Here is a 19,521-nt window from a genome sequence, read left to right as displayed (position 1 = left end):
CTGATTTCCGTCTTAGGCTTCTGATGTGAATTTGCAATGACAAAAAACCTCACCACACCCGAAAGCCATCTCAGCGGCGTCGCCATCTGGCGCCGTATCGCCGATGCCATCCGTCTCGATATCGTCGGCGGCAAGCTGGCGCAGGGCGACCGATTGCCGCCGGAAAGTGAGCTTGCGGAACGGTTTAGCGCCAATCGCCATACCGTGCGGCGGGCACTGGCGGCGCTGCAGGCCGAAGGTGTGGTCAAGACCGAACAGGGTCGCGGCAGCTTTGTCGATCAGGCGCGGCGCCTCAGCTACAAGATCGGCAAGCGCACCCGGTTTTCGGAAAATCTGGCCGGACAAGCCGATGAATTGCGCAGCGCACTGCTGTCGCAACATCTCGAAAATGCCTCGGCTGCTTGTGCGGCAGCGCTAGCGATCAAGATCGGCGCCAAAGTGAGCCGGCTCGAAACCCTGTCCACCGCCGACGGCCGCCCGGTGTCGCGGGCCACCGCCTGGATCGCCTTTCGCGACTTCCCCGACTTTGCCGAACGCTTTGCCGCCAGCCATTCGGTGACGGCGACGTTCCGCGAACTGGGCATTGCCGACTATTCCCGCGCCAGCACCAAAATTTCGGCGCGCCACGCCAATGCCGAGGAAACCACGATGCTCAAGCTGGCGCCGGGCGCCATCCTGCTGGTGTCGGAGGCTGTCGACATCGACCCCGACGGCAAGCCCATTCTCTATGGTTTGAGCCGGTTTCCGGCCGATCTGCTCGAGTTGGTGGTCTAAATGACGCGCTGGCCTTCGCGCCATACGGTGCGCACGATCGGGATGCCATCGTCCACCCGCGCCCGCACCAGATCGGCGCGCTTGCCGATGGCGATTTCGCCACGATCATCCAAGCCTGCCGCATCGGCGGGGCGCTTGGAGACCATCTGCACGGCGCGCGGCAGCGAAATGCCGTCAACCGCATCGCCCAGCGAGAACGCTGCCTGCAACAGGCTGAACGGGATATAATCGGACGACAGGATATCGAGCAGCCCCGCTTCGGCCAGCGTCCGCGCCGAGATATTGCCCGAATGGGACGAACCGCGCACCACATTGGGCGCGCCCATCAGCACCGCCAGGCCAGCATCATGGGAGGCCTTGGCCGCTTCCATGGTGGTGGGGAATTCGGCGACGTTGATGCCCTGTGCAATGGCTTCATCGACATGGCCCAGCGTGGCATCGTCGTGGCTGGCCAGCACGATGCCATTGTCGCGGCAGTATTGAGCGATCGTGGCGCGATGCGGAGCCGAATAGGTCTCGCTCTCGCGGATCCGGCGGGCCGAAAACTCGGCGAGGGCCGCGTCGCTCATCTTGAGCTTGCCCTGATAGTAAATCCTGTACGCCTCGAAGCTGGCGAACTGACGCTGGTTGGGCGCGTGGTCCATCAGCGAAGCCAGTCGCACCAGCGGATCGGCCTGCAACCGCTCAAAGCTGATGCCGCAATCGGGCGCCGAAACTTCGCAGCGCAAATGGATGAAGTGGTCGGCGCGCAGGCGGTTAGCGGCCTTTGCAGTCTTGATGGCGTCGGCCAAAACGGTCATTTCGGCGCTGCCCATATCGGCCTGCTCATCGGAGCCGACGCGCAGGGCATCGAACACCGTGGTAATGCCCGATGCCGCCACCTGCGCATCGTGGGCCTGCACCGCCGCAATGGCGTTCCAGCGCACTTTAGGGCGCGGCGCATAGTGGTTTTCCAGGTGATCGGTGTGCAGTTCGACCAGACCGGGAATGACGTAGTCGCCCTCCATATCCTCGCCCCCGGCAAAGGGTCCGTCGATGGCGGCGATCTTGCCGTCGCGCAGCAGCACGGAGCCGAGGATGATTTCATCGGCCAGCACGATGCGGGCATTGGTCAGCACGGTTTCTTGGACGGAGCGGGTCATGGATCAGGCAGTCTTGCGTTGATGATGGGCGGTGAATTGATGGGTCGAGTGAATCAGGAAAGGCGCATTTGGCTCCGGTTCAACAAACAGCGCAACCTGTCCAAGCTGGAGCGGCGCGGTGGCCAGATCGCCGAAATGACGCTGCAGCACGAATGCGACGTAATCGCGTTCCAGCTCATCGATTGGCCCGCTCAGGGCCATGTGGAAGCGGAATTCGTCGAGCACATGGGGATGGCCCCAGCTCATCAGATTGTTGAACTGGCGACCGCTCAGCCGGCCAATGTCGCCCCGGGCCATATCCAGATCCGTCAGCGGCGCGCGGAATTGGTCGAACACGGTGACGAAATCGGCGGCCAGTTCATTGAGTTCGGGCGCTGGCGCCGCCGGGATCAGGGCGAAGAAATTATGGATCAGCGCAATCCGCACCGGATCGACGGTGATCGGAGGCACCCGACGGCAGAATTTGGCAAGGAACTGTTCCAACTCATCGATGCTGCGCTCCGGATCGAGCCGGAACGACGCCTTGAGCGAGCCGTGAAAGCCGATACGGCGGGGAGCGGCGGTGAGGAAGGCGTGGTCCTTTTCCGCCAGCCCCTCCACCATATGGGCAATCCGCGCGCCGGAATAGGGATCGCGGCGCAGCCAGCGGCCCGCTGCGATGGTCAGCACATCGTCGGCCGGGGGTATGAAACAAATCGCGCAGCGCATCGCCGATCCTTGAGCAGGTCAGCAGGCGCTATCCGATTTATGTGACAGTGGCGCGAAATCGCCGGCTCACGCCGCACCCATCAGCATGGGAGCCACGACCGGACGGCGCAGCACGCCGAATAGATTGCGCGGATCCTGTGGTTCGGCCAGCAGGTTCAGTTCCGAATAATGCCGGGTGCCCTGCACATGATCGCGCAGATAGCGCAGCGCCGAGAAATCCTCGGTGGCAAAGCCGACGCTGTCGAACAAGGTGATCTGATCTGCCGAGCGGCGACCATCGACCTGGCCGGTCATCACCTGCCAGAGTTCGGTGACCGGAAAATCGGCCGGCATCTGCTGGATTTCGCCTTCGATGCGGGTCTGCGGAGTGTATTCCACGAACACGTCGGCGCGCAGCAGGATGTCGCGCTGCAATTCGGTCTTGCCAGGGCAATCGCCGCCGACGCCGTTGATATGAACGCCGGCGCCGATCATGTTGTCGGAGAGGATGGTGGCCTTGAGCTTGTCGGCGGTTATCGTGGTAATGATATCAGCGCCCAGCACTGCCTCGGCCGCACTGCGGCAAGCGACAATGGTGAAACCCAACCCGCTCAGATTGGCAAGGAATTTGGCTTCGGCGGCCGGGTCGATGTCATAGACTTGCAGCGACTGAATGCCGAGCAGGGCGCGGAAGGCCAGCGCCTGGAACTCGGACTGGGCGCCAAGGCCGATAATCGCCATCACCCTGGAATCCGACCGGGCCAGATAGCGGGCAGCCAGTGCCGACGTTGCGGCGGTGCGCAGTGCCGTGGTGATGGTCATTTCCGACAGGAACAGCGGATAGCCGGTGCGCACGTCCGAGAGCACGCCAAAGGCAGTGACCGTCTGCAGGCCTTCGCTGGTGTTGCTGGGGTGGCCGTTGACATATTTGAAGCCGTAGTGCTCGCCATCGCTGGCGGGCATCAGCTCGATGACGCCAGCGCCGGAGTGGCTGGCGATGCGCGGCACTTTTTCAAAGTCCAGCCAGCGGCGGAAGTCGTCCTCGATATATTGAGCGAGACCGACAAACACCTCATCGATGCCGATTTCCGCGACGAGATCGACAACATTCTTGACGTCTGTGAACTGGACCATTTGGCGCACCGCGGGTTGGCTTTCAGGATATAAGCCATCATACCGGGGCGCCCTGCCTTAAAATATGCCGATCTAGCGCACATAATTGATCGGAACTTGGCAAAATGCCTAGCTCTGATGTACAATTTTACAATGCACATCTTTGATGATCTCGATCGCTCGCTGCTCTCCATCCTGCGCAAGGACGGGCGGGCGCCACTGTCCAAGATTGCGGAAATCCTGTCGGTGTCGCGCGCCACGGTGCAATCGCGGCTGGACCGCCTGATTGAATCGGGGGCAGTGCTGGGGTTTACGGTGCGGGTACATCAGGACCAGGAAGCCGACATGATCCGCGCCATCATGTCGATCGAGGTCACCGGCAAGTCGACCACCAACCTGATCAAGAGCCTGCGCGGTATTCCGGAGCTGTATTCGCTGCACTCCACCAATGGGGCCTGGGACCTGATCGCCGAAATCCGCGCTGCGACGCTGGCGGATTTTGACCGGGTTCTGCGGGACGTGCGCGAGACCGATGGGGTGCTCAACAGCGAGACCAGCATTTTGCTGAGTTCGGTTTAGGCCACCTCAGCCGAACAGGTGCGGATAGCTTGCCTCTAAAGCCGGCATGGCATCGAGAATGCTTTCCAGATGGGCGGTCATTGCCTTGCGGGCAGACTTGCGCTCGCCATTGTCGATGGCCTCCATGATGGCACGGTGCTCCTTGACCCGGCGCAGCATGTCGCTTTCGGTTTGCAGCGTCAGGTTACAGACCCGGTCCATATGTGACTTCATGTCGGCGATGGCGATCCAGGCGATACCGACGCCGGCGCCCTGAGCCAGCGCGATATGAAACGCCTCGTCGTGCTCGCGGAACGCGGCGTGATCGAGCGCGTTGGCAGCCTCTTTCTGCTTTCCAATCAAGGCGTCGATGCGCTTGCGCTGCCAGGGATCGAAGTTTTCCACGGCCCGTTCGACCACCGCCAGTTCCACTGACAGGCGCACGAACAGCGCCTCGGTCATTTCCTTGGCCGAGATGCGCACCACCACCGTGCCGCGATTGGGACGGATTTCGATCAGCCGCGAATTGGCCAGACGGATCAGGGCTTCGCGGACCGGCTGGCGCGAGACCCCGAGCCGGTTGGCGATCTCCTGTTCGGAGAGCTTGCTGCCCGGCCCCAGCTCAAGTTCGATGATTGCCTTACGCAGCCCGCGTTCGACCAGGTCGGTGGCGCTGCCGTCGGCTTTGGGGATTTGTGGCTGAACATTCATGGCTTGATCCATCGCGTTGACACGCAGCGGCCAACCACCATACACTACCATACAATCAAACACGCAACACTCAAAAGCGCTGCTCGACTGAGGAGGGTGGAGGTTTTCCACCGCGACATATGAACCAACTTACGCCGTTCCAAAGCAATTTCCTGCCGCCGAACCTGGCCGATCCGCGCCTGAAACGCCGCGACTATCGGATGGTGATCGATGGACAATCGCGCGATGCGGCGTCTGGGGACGTGGTGGTACGGACCAGCCCGGGGCATCTGGGCAAGGAGGTTGGCGCCTGGCCTGCGGCCTCGTCCGATGACGTGAAATCAGCCATTGCTGCGGCGCGCACCGCGTTCGATCACGGTCCATGGCCACGCATGAGCGGTGGCGAGCGCTCGGCGCTGATGCACAGGGTAGCCGAACTGATCCTGCGCAACGTGGACGAGTTGGCACTGATCGAGTGCCTTGAAGTGGGCAAGCCGATTGCACAGGCGCGCGGCGAGATCGGCTTTTGTGCCGAGCTTTGGCGTTATGCGGCCGGGCAGGCGCAGGGGCTGACCGGCGATACCCACAATGCCATCGGCGAGAACCGGCTCGGACTGGTGTTGCGGGAACCGGTGGGGGTGGTGGGGATCATCACGCCATGGAATTTCCCGTTCATCATCGCTTCGGAACGGGTGCCGTGGGCGATTGGCGCGGGTTGCACCGTGGTGGTCAAGCCGAGCGAATTTACCTCGGGCACCACGATCCGCATGGCTGAACTGGCGATGGAAGCGGGCATTCCGCCCGGCGTGTTCAATGTCGTGACCGGCTACGGCCCCGTCGCCGGACAGGTGCTGGCGGAGGACGATCGCGTCGACATGGTGGCCTTTACCGGCTCGGTGCGGGTTGGAACCAGGCTTGCCGAGATCGCCGCCCGAACCGTCAAGCGCGTTGGCCTCGAGCTGGGCGGCAAGGGGCCGCAGGTGGTGTTTGACGATGCCGATCTCGACGCGGCGGCGGATGGCATTGCGTATGGCGTCTATCACAATGGTGGCCAGTGCTGCATCTCTGGCAGCCGATTGATCGTGCAGAACGGCATCCGCGACGCGCTGCTGGCGCGGCTGCTGGAGATTTCGCGACGGGTCAAATTTGGTGATCCGCTCAATGAGGCGACGCGGTTTGGGCCAATGATTTCGGCGGCGCATTGCGACAAGGTTGCCGGGCACGTGCAAAAGGGCATGGACGAAGGCGCCGAGGTCTTGCTTGGCGGCGGCGCCATCGCCCAGGATCTGGGGTTTTACCATTCGCCGACAGTGTTTGGCCGGGTGAACCCGGACATGTCGATCGCGCAGGAGGAAATCTTCGGGCCGGTGCTGTCGGTGCTGGGTTTCGATACTGCCGATCAGGCCGTGGCTTTGGCCAACGGCACCGATTTCGGGCTGTCGGCCAGTGTCTGGTCACGCGATCTGGAGCGCGCCATCCAGACCACGAGGCGCATTCGCGCCGGGCGGTGCTGGATCAATTCGGTGATCGATGGCACCCCGGAAATGCCGATCGGCGGCTACAAGCGCTCCGGGCTAGGCCGGGAGTTGGGCAAATACGGCTTTGACGAATATTGCCAGTTCAAGAGCCTGCATATGACCTTGGGCAGCGCGCCGCGATGGTTTGCGTGAACCCTGCTTCCCTTCTCCCCTTGAGGGAGAAGGGAAGCAGGGCGGATGAGGGGTTTCTTTCTGGATTCCGAGCATGGGCGAGCGCAGGACCCCTCACCCTGAAATTCCGCTGGACGCAGAATTTCTGTCCCTCTCCCTCAAGGGGAGAGGGTGGCCCGGTGTTAAATCGCCACCCCGGCCTCGTTGAACACATGGCAGCGGGCCGGATCGACATAGGCGGTGACCATGGAGCCGAGCGCCACTTGCCGCTGGCCTTCGAGCGAGATGGACAGGGTCTGCCCGTCTGCCAGGGTGGTGTAGAGCATCGTCGCGCCGCCGAGCTGTTCGACCAGATCGACGCGCACCTCGCCCAGCTTGACGCCGGAATTGTCGCTAATGGTGATGTGCTCGGGGCGGACGCCGAAGGTCAGCGCTTCAACCGACCCGGCATTGATCGGGCGCGGCAGGATGATGTCGTGGCCACCGGCACGCAGCGTGGCGCTGCCGGTTTTGTCGGCTTCAAGGCTTTGCCGGGCCGACAGGAAATTCATCTTGGGTGAGCCGATGAAGCCGGCGACGAACTTGTTGCGCGGGTTGTTATAGAGTTCGAGCGGCGCGCCAACCTGTTCGATATTGCCGGCGCTGAGGACCACGATCTTGTCGGCCATGGTCATGGCCTCCACCTGATCATGGGTGACATAGACCATGGTATTGCCCAGGTCATTGTGCAGCTTGGCGATTTCGACGCGCATCTGCACGCGCAGTTCGGCATCGAGATTGCTCAGCGGTTCGTCGAACAGGAACAGCTTGGGTTCACGCACGATGGCCCGGCCGATAGCAACGCGCTGGCGCTGGCCGCCGGAGAGCTGCTTGGGCTTGCGCTGCAGCAGCGGGACGATCTGCAGGATTTCAGCGGCGCGGCGAACGCGCGGCTCGATTTCGGCGCGCGACAGGCCAGCGGTTTCCAGTCCGAAGGCCAGGTTCTTGTAAACCGACATGTGCGGATAAAGTGCGTAGGACTGGAACACCATGGCGATGCCGCGCTTGGCGGGGGGAATATCGTTCATGCGCACGCCATCGATCAGCAGGTCGCCGCCGGTAATCGGCTCCAGTCCGGCAATCATGCGCAGCAGGGTGGATTTGCCGCAGCCGGAAGGGCCGACAAAGACCACGAATTCACCCGGCTCGATGGCGAGATCGATGCCGTGGACAACCTCGAGATCGCCATAGGCCTTCACCACTTTTTTTAGTTCGACGCGGGTGGTCATCGGCTTCTCCCTAGCTGCGGAACGCGGCTGGAACCCAGCTCTGGTATTTCGGATGGTCCTTGCCGATCGGCATTGTGACTTCGGTATGGGTTTCCGACGAGTGATAAAACGCGGTGACGATTTCCAGCGCCCGACGCGAATCGGCCGAAGTCACCGGCAAGGCCGCATTGCCTTGCAGCGCATCATAGAACCGGCTGACCTGGGTCTGGAAGCGCGGCGGCACATGGCTCCAGCCGGCCAGCAGCGTATCGATGCGGGTGGCAATGCCGGGATTGGCCGGGATGATCTTCCATGGCTTGGCGCCGGGCGAATAGGCTTCATGATCGCTCTCGAAGGCCACGTTTTCAAAGGCCAGCCGGATGCGGCTGATTTCGTCCTGATTGCCCAGGGTAGCGGTCAGCGATGCCAGCGCGCCGCTTTCCAGCACGCAGGATGCGGAAATGCAGTCTTCGACCTCGATCTGGTTGACGCGAGTGGCAACGCGCCCGAACAGGCCGGTGATCGGCCCCATCAGATAGGTGACGATATCGTGGATATGGATGGCGTGGGTCATCAGGACCCCACCCAGCTCGGTGGCCCATTTGCCGCGCCACGGCACGTCGTAATAGTCCGGGCCACGCTTCCAGAAGGTTTCGGCAGTCGCCACATAGGGCCTGCCCGCCAGCCCCGAGTCGATGATCTTTTTGACCTGCTCGATGCCATCGCCATAGCGATACTGAAAGATCGGCATCAGCATTCCCTTGGCAGTCTTTTCGACGGCCTCGATTTCGTCCATCTGCGCCAGCGAGCCGACCAGCGGCTTTTCGCAGATGACGTGCTTGCCGGCCTTGAGCGCGGCCATGATCTGGGGATAGTGCACCATCGGCGGCGTGCAGATATCGATGATGTCGATGTCGGGATCGTTCAGCAATTCATTGAAATCGGTGACGCGCTTGTCGATGCCGAAATCATCGCCCAGCGACTTGAGCCGTTCGGGGTTGAGGTCGCAGATGGCGGCAACCCTGAACTTGTCGGCATTGGGCAGATAGCCCTCAACGATATGGCTGCGGCCAATGCCGCCACCGACGACGGCGACGTTATAAATCCGGCTCATGACTGCCACTCCGTTCCCCGCTCGGCCAATTGCTGGGCGGTCAGGGCCAGCTCCATCGCCTTGTAGCAATGGGCCTGGCTCATCGCCGTTTCGGTGCGGTTGCGCACGTCCTCGATCAGTTGGCGACCATAGGGCAGCTCGACGGCAGAACAGTCGATGTGCTGCACGCCCTTTTTGTCGACCAGGAACAGGTGATCGGTCCCCGGGCGACCGGCGATGTCGATATATTTGCGCAGCTCGATATAGCCTTCGGTGCCCAGAATGGTCAGGCGGCCATCACCCCAGGTCGGCAGGCCTTCGGGCGTAAACCAGTCGACGCGGATATAGCCCGTAGTGCGGGTTGAACGCAGGTGAATATCGCCGATATCCTGCAGGCCCGGCTTGGCCGGATTGCCACGATTGGACACGGTGGCCGAAACCACTTCGGCATCCAGCGTATCGGAAAAGAACAGGAACTGTTCGACCTGATGGCTGGCGATATCGGCCAGGATGCCGCCATAGCGGGCGCGGGTATAAAACCAGTCGGGACGCTGGTTGTTGCGGATCGAATGGGGGCCGAGGCCCACCGTGTTGACCACCTCGCCAATAGCGCCAGAGCGCACCAGTTCGCCCGCCTTCACCGTAGCGTGGGTTTCGAAATGCTCAGAATAGCAGACCGAAAAGATGCGCCGGGTTTCCTGCTGCACGCGCTTGATTTCATCGAGTTCAGCAAAGGAAATCATGCCCGGCTTGTCGCTCATCACATCCTTGCCATGGCGCATGGCCGCCAGCGATATCGCGGCGCGATCGCCGGGAATCGCCGAGGTCAGCACCATGGCGATCGAGCCATCCTCAAGGATAACTTCGGGTTTTTCGACGCGCTGCGCCTGCGGATATTTGGCGGCAAAGGCGTGGGCCAGATCGTCTTCGATGGCGTGGAAGGCGACCAACTGCCCACCGGCGCGCAGCAGGCTATCGACCTGCCCATAGATGTGGCCGTGATTGATGCCGATGGCGGCGAATTTGATGCTCATGGGATAACTCGGGAATAAAAGGTCAACGCTTCATGCCGGTAGTGGCAATGCCTTCGATCAGCAGCCGCTGGAAGAACAGGAAGAACACAAAGATCGGCAGCAGCGACAGGATGGACATGGCAAACAGCCCGCCCCAGTCCGATTGGGCGCTGCTGTCGACAAAGGTGCGCAGGCCCAGCATCACCGTGTAGGTGCGGATATCGCTGAGATAAATCAGCGGCCCGAAGAAATCGTCCCAGGTCCAGATGAAGGTGAACACGCCTGCGGTGGCCAGAACCGGCGTCGACAGCGGCAGCAGGACTTTCCAGTAAATGCGCCAGGGCGAACAGCCATCCATCTGGGCGGCCTCGTCCAGCTCCTTGGGGATGCCGCGGAAGAACTGCACCATCAGGAAGATGAAGAACGAGTCGGCGGCAAGGAATTTTGGCACCACCAGCGGCAGGAAGGTGTTCACCCAGCCGAGGTTATGAAACAGCACATATTGGGGGATCAGCGTGACCTGATAGGGCAGCATCAGCGTGCCCAGCATCATGGCGAACCAGAATGGCTTGCCCCAGAAATCCAGCCGCGCAAAGGCAAAGGCCGCCAGCGAGCAGGTCATCAGATTGCCGATAATCGCCAGGATGGCCAGGATGAACGAGTTGAGGAAGAACGTGCCGAAGCTGGTGCGCAGGCCCGACCAGCCGCGCACATAGCTATCGAAACTCCAGCTCGACGGCCACAGCGAGGTGGCGGTAAAAATCTCGTTTTCCGGGCGGAACGAGGCCGAAAGCATCCACAGCAGCGGATAAAGCATCAGGATCGAAGCGCCGATCAGCGCCGCATGCGCCAGCAGCGACAGGGCGCGCCTGGTCCAGCGGGAAGCATTGGTATCGACACCGGTAACGACAGTCAGGCGGGGCGCTTCACTCGTCATAATGCACCCAATATTTCGAGGTGAGGAACGAGAAGCCGGTGAACAGCGCCACTACCGCCAGCAACACCCAGGCCAGAGCCGAGGCATAGCCCATGCGGAAGAAGCTGAACGCCTCCTGATACAGGTAGAGCGTATAGAACAGCGTCGAATTGATCGGATTGCCGGTACCGCCCGAAATGATGAAGGCGGGGGTAAAGCTCTTGAAGCCTTCGATGGTCTGGATGATGGCGTTGAAAAACACCACCGGGGTCAGCAGCGGCAGCGTGATCTTCCAGAAAATGCGCCACTTGTTGGCACCCTCGAGACTGGCGGCTTCATAAACGTCCTGCGGGATCTGCCGCAGGCCGGCGAGGAAAATGATCATCGGCGAGCCGAACTGCCAGACCGCCAGGACGATCAGCGTCCACAGCGAATAGCGCGGGTTGGAAATCCAGCTTGGCCCTTCGATGCCAAAATTGGCGAGGAACTGGTTGACGATACCGCTGCCGGCAAACAGCTGGCGCCAGAGCACGGCGATAGCCACGCTCGCACCCAACAGCGACGGTAGGTAGAACACCGCGCGATACAGCGGCAGTCCGCGCATGCCGCGATTGAGCAGCAGCGCCACCGCCATGGCAAAGGCCAGCTTGAGCGGCACCGAGAACAAGACGAACAGGAACGTCACCTTCATCGATTGCACAAATTTCGGATCAGCCGTGAAGATGCGCACATAATTGGCCGGCCCAACCCAGTCGGGCGGCGTCAGCAGGTCGAAATTGGTGAAGCTGAGATAAAGCGAGGAAATGATCGGGCCCAAAGTCAGCCCGAAAAAGCCGATGAACCATGGGAGCAGGAACAGGTAGCCGCCGGCATTGCGGTTCCACAGCCGCGACCAGACCGAGGGAGAAGCCGCGCGCTCCAATGGAGTGCCAGAACTGGCGACAGAGGAGCGCGCGGTCATTGCAGCTTACTTCTTGGCGCGGGCGAGGATTTCCACCGCCTGCTGATAAAATGCCGGGCCGGCATCGGCCGGGGACTGCTGGCCGAAAGCCACTTCCTGGCTCTTGGTCTTGAACGCCACCGAAACTTCACCGGCATTGGCCGGAGGCGACGGTGGCAGCTTGCCGAGCAGATCGCCAAGATTGGACACGAAGTTCAGCGCGATCTGGCTCTGCGCATCCAGCGTCGACGCGATAGCATCGCGGGTCGAGGACTTGCATGGAATGCCGCGTTCGACGCCGAGGATTTTGGCGCCTTCGGGATCGGTGATGAAGAAATTGATGAACTTGGCGCCCTCTTCCTTCTGGGTCGACGAAGCGCCCAGCGAGAAGAACATCGATGGCTTGCGATAATGCCCGCCCATGCTGCCAGCCTTGGCGCGCGGGTAGTTGGTCATGGTCAGCGGGTCCTTGTTGACCGCCTGGAAAGCGATCAGCTGGTTGGAGTTGGCATAAGTGACTGCTGCCTTGCCCAGCGTGACCATGGTATTTTCGATGGCGTCGGTCGCATCGAGCGCCTGATCGTCGGGCGAAACGGTGACGCCGGCATCGCGCAGGTCATTCCACATCTGGAACCAGTCGGTGATGTCCTGGGCTTCAAAGCCGGCTTTGCCTTCGGCGGTGTAGAGTGCCTTGCCGCGCTGGCGCAGCCAGTTTTCAAGGCCCGGCTCGGTGCCGCTGCCATCCTGCCATAGCGCCATGCCGGCACGCTTGTTGCCCGCCTTCCAGGCCTCGGCCAGTTTGGGCAGGTCTTCATAGCTGGTATTGGCATCAGGAACCGGCACGCCAGCTTCCTCAAAGGCCGCCTTGTTGACGATCATGGCGACGGAATTGGCGCCCAGGCTGATGCCATACAGCTTGCCGCCAACCTTGCCGCCGTCGAGCTGGTCAGCATCGAAATCGTCCAGCATGAGATGCTTGCCGACAAATTCGTCGAGCGGCGCGATGGCGTTGCGATTGGCGTATTCAACGATGTAGCGATAATCCATCTGGATCACGTCAGGCGAATTGCCGCCGGCCGTCTGGGTGGCCAGCTTTGGCCAGTAATCCTGGAAGGCCATGAATTCGCCGTCGAAGGTCACGCCCGGATTGGCCTTGGTGTAGAGATCCGTGACGCCATAGGTGCGGTCGGCGCGGGCCTGGCCGCCCCAGAAGATCAGGCGCATGCGGGTTTCGGCCGACATGACCGGATTGATGCCAATGGCGCCGACGGCGAACAGGGCGGTGGTGCCGAGCAGAAACTGACGGCGATCGAGATGGGTCATTGCGTGTCCTCCCAGAGTGTGGCGGCGGGATTGTTCCTCGCCCTTTGGCTTCAGCGCCCTCCAGCGCTAAATAACCAGTTAGTTACAACCTATGGATAGCAGCATGGCACTGTCAAGCCGCTGAATCAATCTTGAATGGAAGATTGTGGCACCGAAATGGGTTGCGGGGAGCCGCCAGCGTTAACGAATGGGTGCCCGAAACCGGGCGGATGCTAACGCGATGGTAACGGCTTTTGCTCAGGCGCGACGGGTGCGCAGATAGTCCAGAACCATCTGCACGGCCTGGGCTTCGCGATCCTGAATCATCGAGAACTGGCTCAGATCCTGCCCGAACACCACCGACAGGGTCTGCATGTTGGACACATAGAAGTAGCAGAGCGAAATGATCGAGATGTAGAGCTGCATCGGATCGACATCGACGCGGAACACGCCTGAGGCGCCGCCGCGCCGGATGAGTTCCTTGAGTTCGCCAACGATGGGCGAGCGAATCTCGTCCAGGTTTTCTATCTGTTTGACAAACTTGGCGTTTTGCAGGTTTTCGACCGACAGCAGGCGGGGAAACCAGGGATTGGCCAGGAAGTGGCGGAAGGTGAAGCGGATGATGCGATCGACGCCCTCGACCGGATCATATTGCGAGATGCGCAATTCGCGCTCGCCCGAGCGGATTTCACGGTAGGCATCCAGCAAAACCGCCAGATACAGGGCCTCCTTGTTGCCCCAATAGTGATAGAGCAGCCGCTTGTTGGCGCGGGCGCGCTCGGCAATCGCATCGACCCGGGCGCCGTTGAACCCCTGTTCGCAAAATTCGTCGCGGGCAGCCTTGAGAATGGCCGCCTTGGTGCGTTCGGGATCGCGCGGCCGGGCAATGGCGGCCTTCCGCGCAGCCGCGCTGCCGGCCTTAGGGGTTCGCTTGGCGATGTCTTCGCTATCCATGGCCGCGCTTTATCCCCCCGGTCGACCCATCGCTTACAATCCTTGCGCAAAAGCGGCAATCCCCGCCCGCAGCACCAGCGTCGGTCGGGATCGGAAAAGACCAATCGCCAACGCGGGTTACCGCAGCACCCCGGCACGAGCGAACGCCCGGGCCTTGACGCTGGTGGTTTGGCGAGTATATCCAAGTAACCAGATAGTTACAATATTGCGTCTGCGGAGGAGTTGACGATGGCGGAACGGCGGCTAGGGCTGATCATGCACGGGGTAACCGGGCGCATGGGCTACAACCAGCATCTGGTGCGCTCGATCCTGGCCATCCGCGACCAGGGCGGCGTGGTGTTGGGTAATGGGGACAAGCTGGTGATCGACCCGATCATCGTCGGGCGCGATGCCGAAAAAATCGAAGCGCTAGCCAGAAAACACGATATCGCCCGCTGGTCTTCCGACATCGACGCCGCCTTGGCCAACCATGATGACACGGTGTTTTTCGATGCCGGCACCACGCTGATGCGCGCTTCGCTGCTGGAAAAAGCACTCGACGCCGGCAAGCACGTCTATTGCGAAAAGCCGATTTCGGATGATCTCGATGTGGCCGTTGCCTTGGCGAAAAAGGCCCGCGCCTCGGGGCTCAAGCATGGCGTGGTGCAGGACAAGCTGTTCCTGCCGGGCCTGCTCAAGCTCAAGATGCTGGCCGACAGCGGCTTCTTCGGCAAGATTTTGTCGGTGCGCGGCGAGTTCGGCTATTGGGTGTTCGAAGGCGACTGGCAAAAGGCGCAACGCCCAAGCTGGAACTACCGCAAGGGCGATGGCGGCGGCATCATCCTCGATATGCTGTGCCACTGGCGCTACGTGCTCGATAACCTGTTCGGCGAAGTGAAGGCGGTGTCCTGCCTTGGCGCCACCCACATTCCGCAGCGCGTCGATGAAAAAGGGCAGACATTCCAGGCCGATACCGATGATGCGGCCTACGCCACCTTTGAGCTGGAAGGCGGGGTGATTGCCCAGATCAATTCAAGCTGGACCACCCGCGTTCGCCGCGATGACCTGGTGACTTTCCATGTCGATGGCACGCACGGCTCGGCCGTCGCGGGCCTACACAAGTGCTGGACCCAGCATCGCGTCAACACGCCCAAGCCAGTGTGGAACCCCGACCAGCCGCAAGCGATGAATTTCTTTGCCGACTGGGAAGAAGTGCCGGACAACTGGCCGGCCCAGAACGGCTTCAAGGCGCAGTGGGAAATGTTCCTCAAGCACCTCGCCGAGGACGCGCCCTGGCCCTATGGACTGGAAGCCGGCGCCAAAGGCGTGCAACTGGCGATTCTTGGTCTCAAGAGCTGGGAAGAGCGGCGCTGGCTGGATGTGCCGGTGCTGGATTTCTGAGATGCCCAGCATCAACCTGCCCAATGCCGATCGCAGTATCTCCGCCTATAGGCTGCGCGGCGCACCGCTACCCTTGGTGAAGCGAAAGGCCAGCGATTTCAATCGCATCGCCTACGCCGCCGCGCATGTGGTGGCCGATCCGCTGGCCCCAAACGATCCATGGCTGACCCCGGCGATCGACTGGGACACGACGCTGGCCTTCCGTCACCGGCTGTGGGACCTGGGGCTCGGCGTGGCCGAGGCGATGGATACGGCGCAGCGCGGCACGGGGCTGGGTTGGACCGACGCGCAGGAGTTGATCCGCCGGGCGCAGAACGAAGCCAAGACCCGCAGCGACGTGCTGATTGCCTATGGCGCGGGCACCGACCATCTGGTGCCCGGACCGGATGTAACGATCAACGATATTATCCGCGCCTATGAAGAACAGTGCGAATTTGTCGAAGCGCAGGGGGGCCGGATTATCCTGATGGCAAGCCGGGCGCTGGCGTTCGCGGCCAAGTCGCCGTCAGATTTTGGCCATGTCTACGAACGGGTCCTGAACGGGGTTTCGCAACCTGTCGTCATCCATTGGCTGGGCGAAATGTTCGACCCGGCGCTGGCAGGGTATTGGGGCCATGCTGACCACGATGCGGCAATGGATGTGTGCCTCGATGTCCTTGCCGCCAATGCCGACAAGATCGACGGCATCAAGATTTCTCTGCTCAGCAAGGAGAAGGAGATCGCCATGCGGCGCCGGCTGCCGAAGTCGGTACGAATGTATACCGGCGACGACTTCAACTATGCCGAACTGATCGCCGGCGACGCGCAGGGGCATTCCGATGCGCTGCTGGGGATTTTCGATGCCATCGCGCCAGTGGCTTCGACGGGCCTCGCCGCCTTGGGCGCGGGCGATGATCGCGCGTTCTTCGCCCTGCTCGAACCTACCGTGCCGCTCAGCCGTCATATCTTTTCGGCGCCGACGCGCTTCTACAAGACTGGGGTGGTGTTCCTCGCTTACCTCAATGGCTTGCAGGAGCATTTTTCGATGATCGGCGGGCAGCAGAGCACCCGCTCGCTGCAGCATCTGGCGGAGCTGTTCCGGCTGGCCGACAAGGCGCGGGCCCTGAGCGACCCGGACCTCGCGGTCGCGCGGATGAAGCATGTGCTGGCGGTTCATGGGGTGGTGGGGTGACCGACAACATCCTCTCGCTCAATCTTGCCACCACGCGCCAGCAATGGGGTTTCGCCCAAGCGGTCGATGGTTGCCTGCGCCATGGCGTAACAGCGATTTCGCCGTGGCGCGACCAGGTAGCGGCAATCGGGCTGAGCGAAGCGGTCAGTATCGTGCGGGCCAATAATCTGCGCGTCACGGGCCTTTGCCGTGGCGGCATGTTTCCGGCGGATAGTACCGAGGGGCGACAGCGCAACGTTGACGATAACCTGCGGGCCATTGACGAAGCAGCGGCGCTCAATGCCGATTGCCTGGTGCTGGTGGTGGGCGGATTACCGGGCTCGAGCAAGGATATCGCAGCGGCGCGGGGCATGGTGCTGGACGGCATTGCCGCCATGCTGCCCCATGCCGAGGCTTCGGGGGTGAAGCTCGCCATCGAGCCCCTGCACCCGATGTATGCGGCGGATCGAGCCTGCGTGAACACGATCGATCAGGCGCTCGATATGGCCGAGCAACTGGGTGCCAATGTCGGCATTGCCATCGACGTCTATCACGTCTGGTGGGATCCGAAGCTGCCCGAGGCGATTGCGCGGGCGGGGCGGATGAACCGGATTTTTGCCCATCATATCTGCGACTGGCTGGTGCCGACGCGCGATCTGCTGCTCGATCGTGGCATGATGGGGGATGGGGTGATCGACCTGAAGGCGATCCGCGCCCTGATCGAGCAGGCGGGCTATCATGGCCCGCAGGAGGTCGAGATCTTCTCGGCCGAAAACTGGTGGAAACGTCCGGGCGACGAGGTAGTTGAGACCTGCCTGCAGCGCTTCCGCACGGTGTGTTGACGACAGGCTCTCAGGCTGGATTGGACCGCCTGGACTGGGCCTGGTGACAGCGGGAGCAAATCCCGCGCGGGAGACGGATATGAGTGACGAACGGCGGAAATTTGCGCTGGTCGGGACGGGCAATCGCGGCACCACGATGTGGGGCCAGAACCTTTTGGAAGGCTGGCGCGACAAGGTTGATCTGGTGGCGATCTGCGACACCAATCCGCTGCGGGCGGAGCGGGCGCGCGCCATGATCGGCTCGAACGTGCCGATCTATACCGATATTGCCACCACGCTGCGGGAAGCGAGGCCCGAACTGGTGATCGTGTGTACCCGCGACAGCAATCACGATGATATCATCGTGGCAGCGCTCGATGCCGGGTGCGACGTGATTACCGAAAAGCCGATGACCACCTCGGTGGACAAAATCCGGCGCATCCGCGAGGCGGAAAAGCGCAGCGGCAAGCGGGTTGACGTTTCGTTCAACTACCGGTTCGCGCCGACGGCCTACAAACTCAAGCAATTGCTGAAGTCCGGCGCCATCGGTGAGCTGACCTCGATCGATTTTCATTGGTATCTCGATACCAATCATGGCGCCGATTATTTCCGCCGCTGGCATGCCTATGTGGAAAATTCCGGTTCTCTGTTCGTACACAAGGCGACGCACCATTTCGACCTGCTCAACTGGTACACCGAAGCCGATCCAGAAACCGTGGCGGCATTTGGCGAGTTGCGCAATTATGGCGCCAAGGGGCCATTCCGCGGAGTACGCTGCAAGGGCTGCGAATTTGCCAGCCGCTGCGATTTCTATCTCGATCTGGATGCGGATGCGTTCCTCAACGCGCTGTATGAAGACCCTTCGGAGCTGGACGGCTATGTGCGCGATGCCTGCGTTTACCGCGCCGATATCGACATTCCCGACACGATGACCGCCAATATCCGCTACACCAATGGCGTGGTGTGTTCCTATTCGCTCAACACCTATATGCCGATCGAAGGCCACCACATTGCCTTTAACGGCACCAGGGGAAGGCTGGAGATGCGTCAGTTCGAAAAGCAGCCGTGGGAGCGGCCGGACCATGACGAAATCCTGCTGGTCAAAAGCTTTGCTGGCGGGGTCGAACGGATCAAGGTGCCACACGCGGCGGGTGGCCACTTCGGCGGCGACGATATCATGCGAAACATGATCTTTAGAGGGGCCGAGGACGTATTGGGCCAGAGGGCGGGCTCACGGGCCGGCGCGATGAGCGTGATGACCGGATTGGCTGCCCTGAAAAGCGCGCGTTCCGGTGAGATGGTGCGCGTGGCCGAACTGGGGGACATCGGCTAGCGCCCTGCAGGTTCCCTTATTTCGGTTCATGTTGGTACGAAAGCGGACAGCGGCTTGTTACACGGGCCGCTTAGTCTAGTTTGACCCCGTGCGGATAGAGGCAGACCATAATGCAAGCTGGCAATGGCGAAGTGCTCGTCGTTGAAGATGAGCCACTCGTTGCCCTGATGATCGAGGACATGCTGACGGACATGGGCTTTACCGTGGCCGCAGTTGTGCATACCGAGCCGGCGGCGCAAGATGCGTTGGCCAAACATCGTCCGCGACTGGCCATTCTCGATTTCGAATTGGGTCGCGGCAATAGCCTCGACCTGATTGCCCAATGCCGAACCAATGGTACGGCGGTGATTGTGGCGACCGGGCATACTGCCGCGGAACTGCCCGAAGAATGCCGGGACAGCCCGATTCTGACCAAGCCGTTTTCGATCGAACAACTTTCGGCCGCTCTTGAACAAGCCCTTGCAAGCGCAAGATGACCTAAAACACTGAGGCGAGAACGGCACGGCATCGGCCGCGCCGAATCTGGTCCGTCAACAAACGAGTTATGAGTGATCGAGCCTGACTATCAACATCGCAACAAGCTGCTTGCCCTGCTGAATGCCGAGGACATCGGTTTTCTCAACGCCCATCTTGTGCCCATCGAATACCGGCAGCGAGACGAAATCGAACGCCCCGGCACCACCATTACCCAGGTGATCTTTCCGGAAACCGGCTTGCTGTCGGTGGTCGCCAAGCTGCCCGAAGGGCGCGATATCGAGG

At 61.4% G+C, this 19,521-nt stretch carries 19 protein-coding genes and 1 pseudogene; 9 read left to right on the top strand and 11 right to left on the bottom strand.

Annotated elements, in window-relative coordinates:
* Window positions 1–36: 36 nt before the first annotated feature.
* Window positions 37–774 carry a phosphonate metabolism transcriptional regulator PhnF gene (gene phnF / locus ABIT12_RS08660; RefSeq protein ID WP_348042544.1) on the top strand — a complete coding sequence of 246 codons (738 nt, stop codon included), beginning with the start codon at window positions 37–39 and terminating at the stop codon, window positions 772–774.
* Here phnF and ABIT12_RS08655 read toward each other — a convergent pair.
* From ABIT12_RS08655 to ABIT12_RS08645, 3 genes are all read right to left on the bottom strand, one after another.
* The gene (locus ABIT12_RS08655) at window positions 771–1,916 is read right to left on the bottom strand and encodes an alpha-D-ribose 1-methylphosphonate 5-triphosphate diphosphatase (RefSeq protein WP_348042543.1); all 1,146 of its coding nucleotides are present in this window, start codon (window positions 1,914–1,916) and stop codon (window positions 771–773) included. The two genes, phnF and ABIT12_RS08655, sit on opposite strands and share 4 nt — an antisense overlap.
* A 3-nt stretch (window positions 1,917–1,919) precedes the next feature.
* The gene (locus tag ABIT12_RS08650; RefSeq protein WP_348042542.1) at window positions 1,920–2,624 is read right to left on the bottom strand and encodes a DUF1045 domain-containing protein; all 705 of its coding nucleotides are present in this window, start codon (window positions 2,622–2,624) and stop codon (window positions 1,920–1,922) included.
* Window positions 2,625–2,690: 66 nt separating this feature from the next.
* Window positions 2,691–3,737, bottom strand: a complete 1,047-nt coding sequence (locus ABIT12_RS08645; protein WP_348042541.1) for an ornithine cyclodeaminase — start codon at window positions 3,735–3,737, stop codon at window positions 2,691–2,693.
* A 132-nt stretch (window positions 3,738–3,869) separates the two neighbouring features.
* Here ABIT12_RS08645 and ABIT12_RS08640 point away from each other — a divergent pair, with 132 nt between their 5' ends.
* The gene (locus ABIT12_RS08640; RefSeq protein WP_348063328.1) at window positions 3,870–4,295 is read left to right on the top strand and encodes an Lrp/AsnC family transcriptional regulator; all 426 of its coding nucleotides are present in this window, start codon (window positions 3,870–3,872) and stop codon (window positions 4,293–4,295) included.
* 6 nt (window positions 4,296–4,301) lie between these two features.
* Here ABIT12_RS08640 and ABIT12_RS08635 read toward each other — a convergent pair whose 3' ends face one another.
* Window positions 4,302–4,985: a GntR family transcriptional regulator gene (locus tag ABIT12_RS08635; RefSeq protein ID WP_348042539.1), complete on the bottom strand. Its 684-nt coding sequence runs from the start codon at window positions 4,983–4,985 to the stop codon at window positions 4,302–4,304.
* Between the two features lie 119 nt (window positions 4,986–5,104).
* Here ABIT12_RS08635 and ABIT12_RS08630 point away from each other — a divergent pair, with 119 nt between their 5' ends.
* Window positions 5,105–6,634, top strand: a complete 1,530-nt coding sequence (locus ABIT12_RS08630) for an aldehyde dehydrogenase family protein (RefSeq protein WP_348042538.1) — start codon at window positions 5,105–5,107, stop codon at window positions 6,632–6,634.
* A gap of 161 nt (window positions 6,635–6,795) precedes the next feature.
* Here ABIT12_RS08630 and ABIT12_RS08625 read toward each other — a convergent pair whose 3' ends face one another.
* The 7 genes from ABIT12_RS08625 to ABIT12_RS08595 all read right to left on the bottom strand — a co-directional run bounded on the left by ABIT12_RS08625 (window position 6,796) and on the right by ABIT12_RS08595 (window position 14,078).
* Window positions 6,796–7,881, bottom strand: a complete 1,086-nt coding sequence (locus ABIT12_RS08625; RefSeq protein ID WP_348042537.1) for a sn-glycerol-3-phosphate ABC transporter ATP-binding protein UgpC — start codon at window positions 7,879–7,881, stop codon at window positions 6,796–6,798.
* Between the two features lie 10 nt (window positions 7,882–7,891).
* On the bottom strand, window positions 7,892–8,974 hold the full coding sequence (locus ABIT12_RS08620) for a Gfo/Idh/MocA family oxidoreductase (protein ID WP_348042536.1): 1,083 nt from the start codon (window positions 8,972–8,974) through the stop codon (window positions 7,892–7,894).
* Complete coding sequence (locus tag ABIT12_RS08615; RefSeq protein WP_348042535.1) at window positions 8,971–9,987, bottom strand: Gfo/Idh/MocA family oxidoreductase; 1,017 nt, start codon at window positions 9,985–9,987, stop codon at window positions 8,971–8,973. The genes ABIT12_RS08620 and ABIT12_RS08615 overlap by 4 nt, the downstream gene beginning before the upstream one ends.
* A 22-nt stretch (window positions 9,988–10,009) precedes the next feature.
* The gene (locus tag ABIT12_RS08610; RefSeq protein ID WP_348042598.1) at window positions 10,010–10,783 is read right to left on the bottom strand and encodes a carbohydrate ABC transporter permease; all 774 of its coding nucleotides are present in this window, start codon (window positions 10,781–10,783) and stop codon (window positions 10,010–10,012) included.
* A gap of 109 nt (window positions 10,784–10,892) precedes the next feature.
* Window positions 10,893–11,843, bottom strand: a complete 951-nt coding sequence (locus ABIT12_RS08605; RefSeq protein WP_348042534.1) for a sugar ABC transporter permease — start codon at window positions 11,841–11,843, stop codon at window positions 10,893–10,895.
* Between the two features lie 6 nt (window positions 11,844–11,849).
* A complete protein-coding gene (locus tag ABIT12_RS08600) occupies window positions 11,850–13,145 on the bottom strand; it encodes an extracellular solute-binding protein (RefSeq protein ID WP_348042533.1) in 1,296 nt (431 codons plus the stop codon).
* 237 nt (window positions 13,146–13,382) lie between these two features.
* The gene (locus ABIT12_RS08595) at window positions 13,383–14,078 is read right to left on the bottom strand and encodes a TetR/AcrR family transcriptional regulator (RefSeq protein WP_348042532.1); all 696 of its coding nucleotides are present in this window, start codon (window positions 14,076–14,078) and stop codon (window positions 13,383–13,385) included.
* A gap of 228 nt (window positions 14,079–14,306) precedes the next feature.
* Here ABIT12_RS08595 and ABIT12_RS08590 point away from each other — a divergent pair, with 228 nt between their 5' ends.
* The 6 genes and pseudogenes from ABIT12_RS08590 to ABIT12_RS08565 all read left to right on the top strand — a co-directional run.
* Window positions 14,307–15,458: a Gfo/Idh/MocA family oxidoreductase gene (locus ABIT12_RS08590; RefSeq protein ID WP_348042531.1), complete on the top strand. Its 1,152-nt coding sequence runs from the start codon at window positions 14,307–14,309 to the stop codon at window positions 15,456–15,458.
* A gap of 1 nt (window position 15,459) precedes the next feature.
* The gene (locus tag ABIT12_RS08585) at window positions 15,460–16,629 is read left to right on the top strand and encodes a dihydrodipicolinate synthase family protein (RefSeq protein WP_348042530.1); all 1,170 of its coding nucleotides are present in this window, start codon (window positions 15,460–15,462) and stop codon (window positions 16,627–16,629) included.
* Window positions 16,626–17,450 (top strand): sugar phosphate isomerase/epimerase family protein, encoded by an 825-nt coding sequence (locus ABIT12_RS08580; RefSeq protein ID WP_348042529.1) that lies wholly within the window; start codon window positions 16,626–16,628, stop codon window positions 17,448–17,450. The genes ABIT12_RS08585 and ABIT12_RS08580 overlap by 4 nt, the downstream gene beginning before the upstream one ends.
* Window positions 17,451–17,529: 79 nt before the next feature.
* Window positions 17,530–18,762 carry a Gfo/Idh/MocA family oxidoreductase gene (locus ABIT12_RS08575; protein ID WP_348042528.1) on the top strand — a complete coding sequence of 411 codons (1,233 nt, stop codon included), beginning with the start codon at window positions 17,530–17,532 and terminating at the stop codon, window positions 18,760–18,762.
* A gap of 110 nt (window positions 18,763–18,872) precedes the next feature.
* Window positions 18,873–19,238, top strand: coding sequence for a response regulator (locus ABIT12_RS08570; protein WP_348042527.1), 366 nt, complete (start codon window positions 18,873–18,875; stop codon window positions 19,236–19,238).
* A 72-nt stretch (window positions 19,239–19,310) separates the two neighbouring features.
* Window positions 19,311–19,521: pseudogene (locus ABIT12_RS08565) on the top strand (hypothetical protein); the annotation flags it as partial.

Source organism: Devosia sp. (assembly GCF_039927955.1).
Classification (GTDB): Bacteria; Pseudomonadota; Alphaproteobacteria; order Rhizobiales; family Devosiaceae; genus Devosia.
This window is presented reverse-complemented; position numbering and strand designations above follow the sequence as displayed.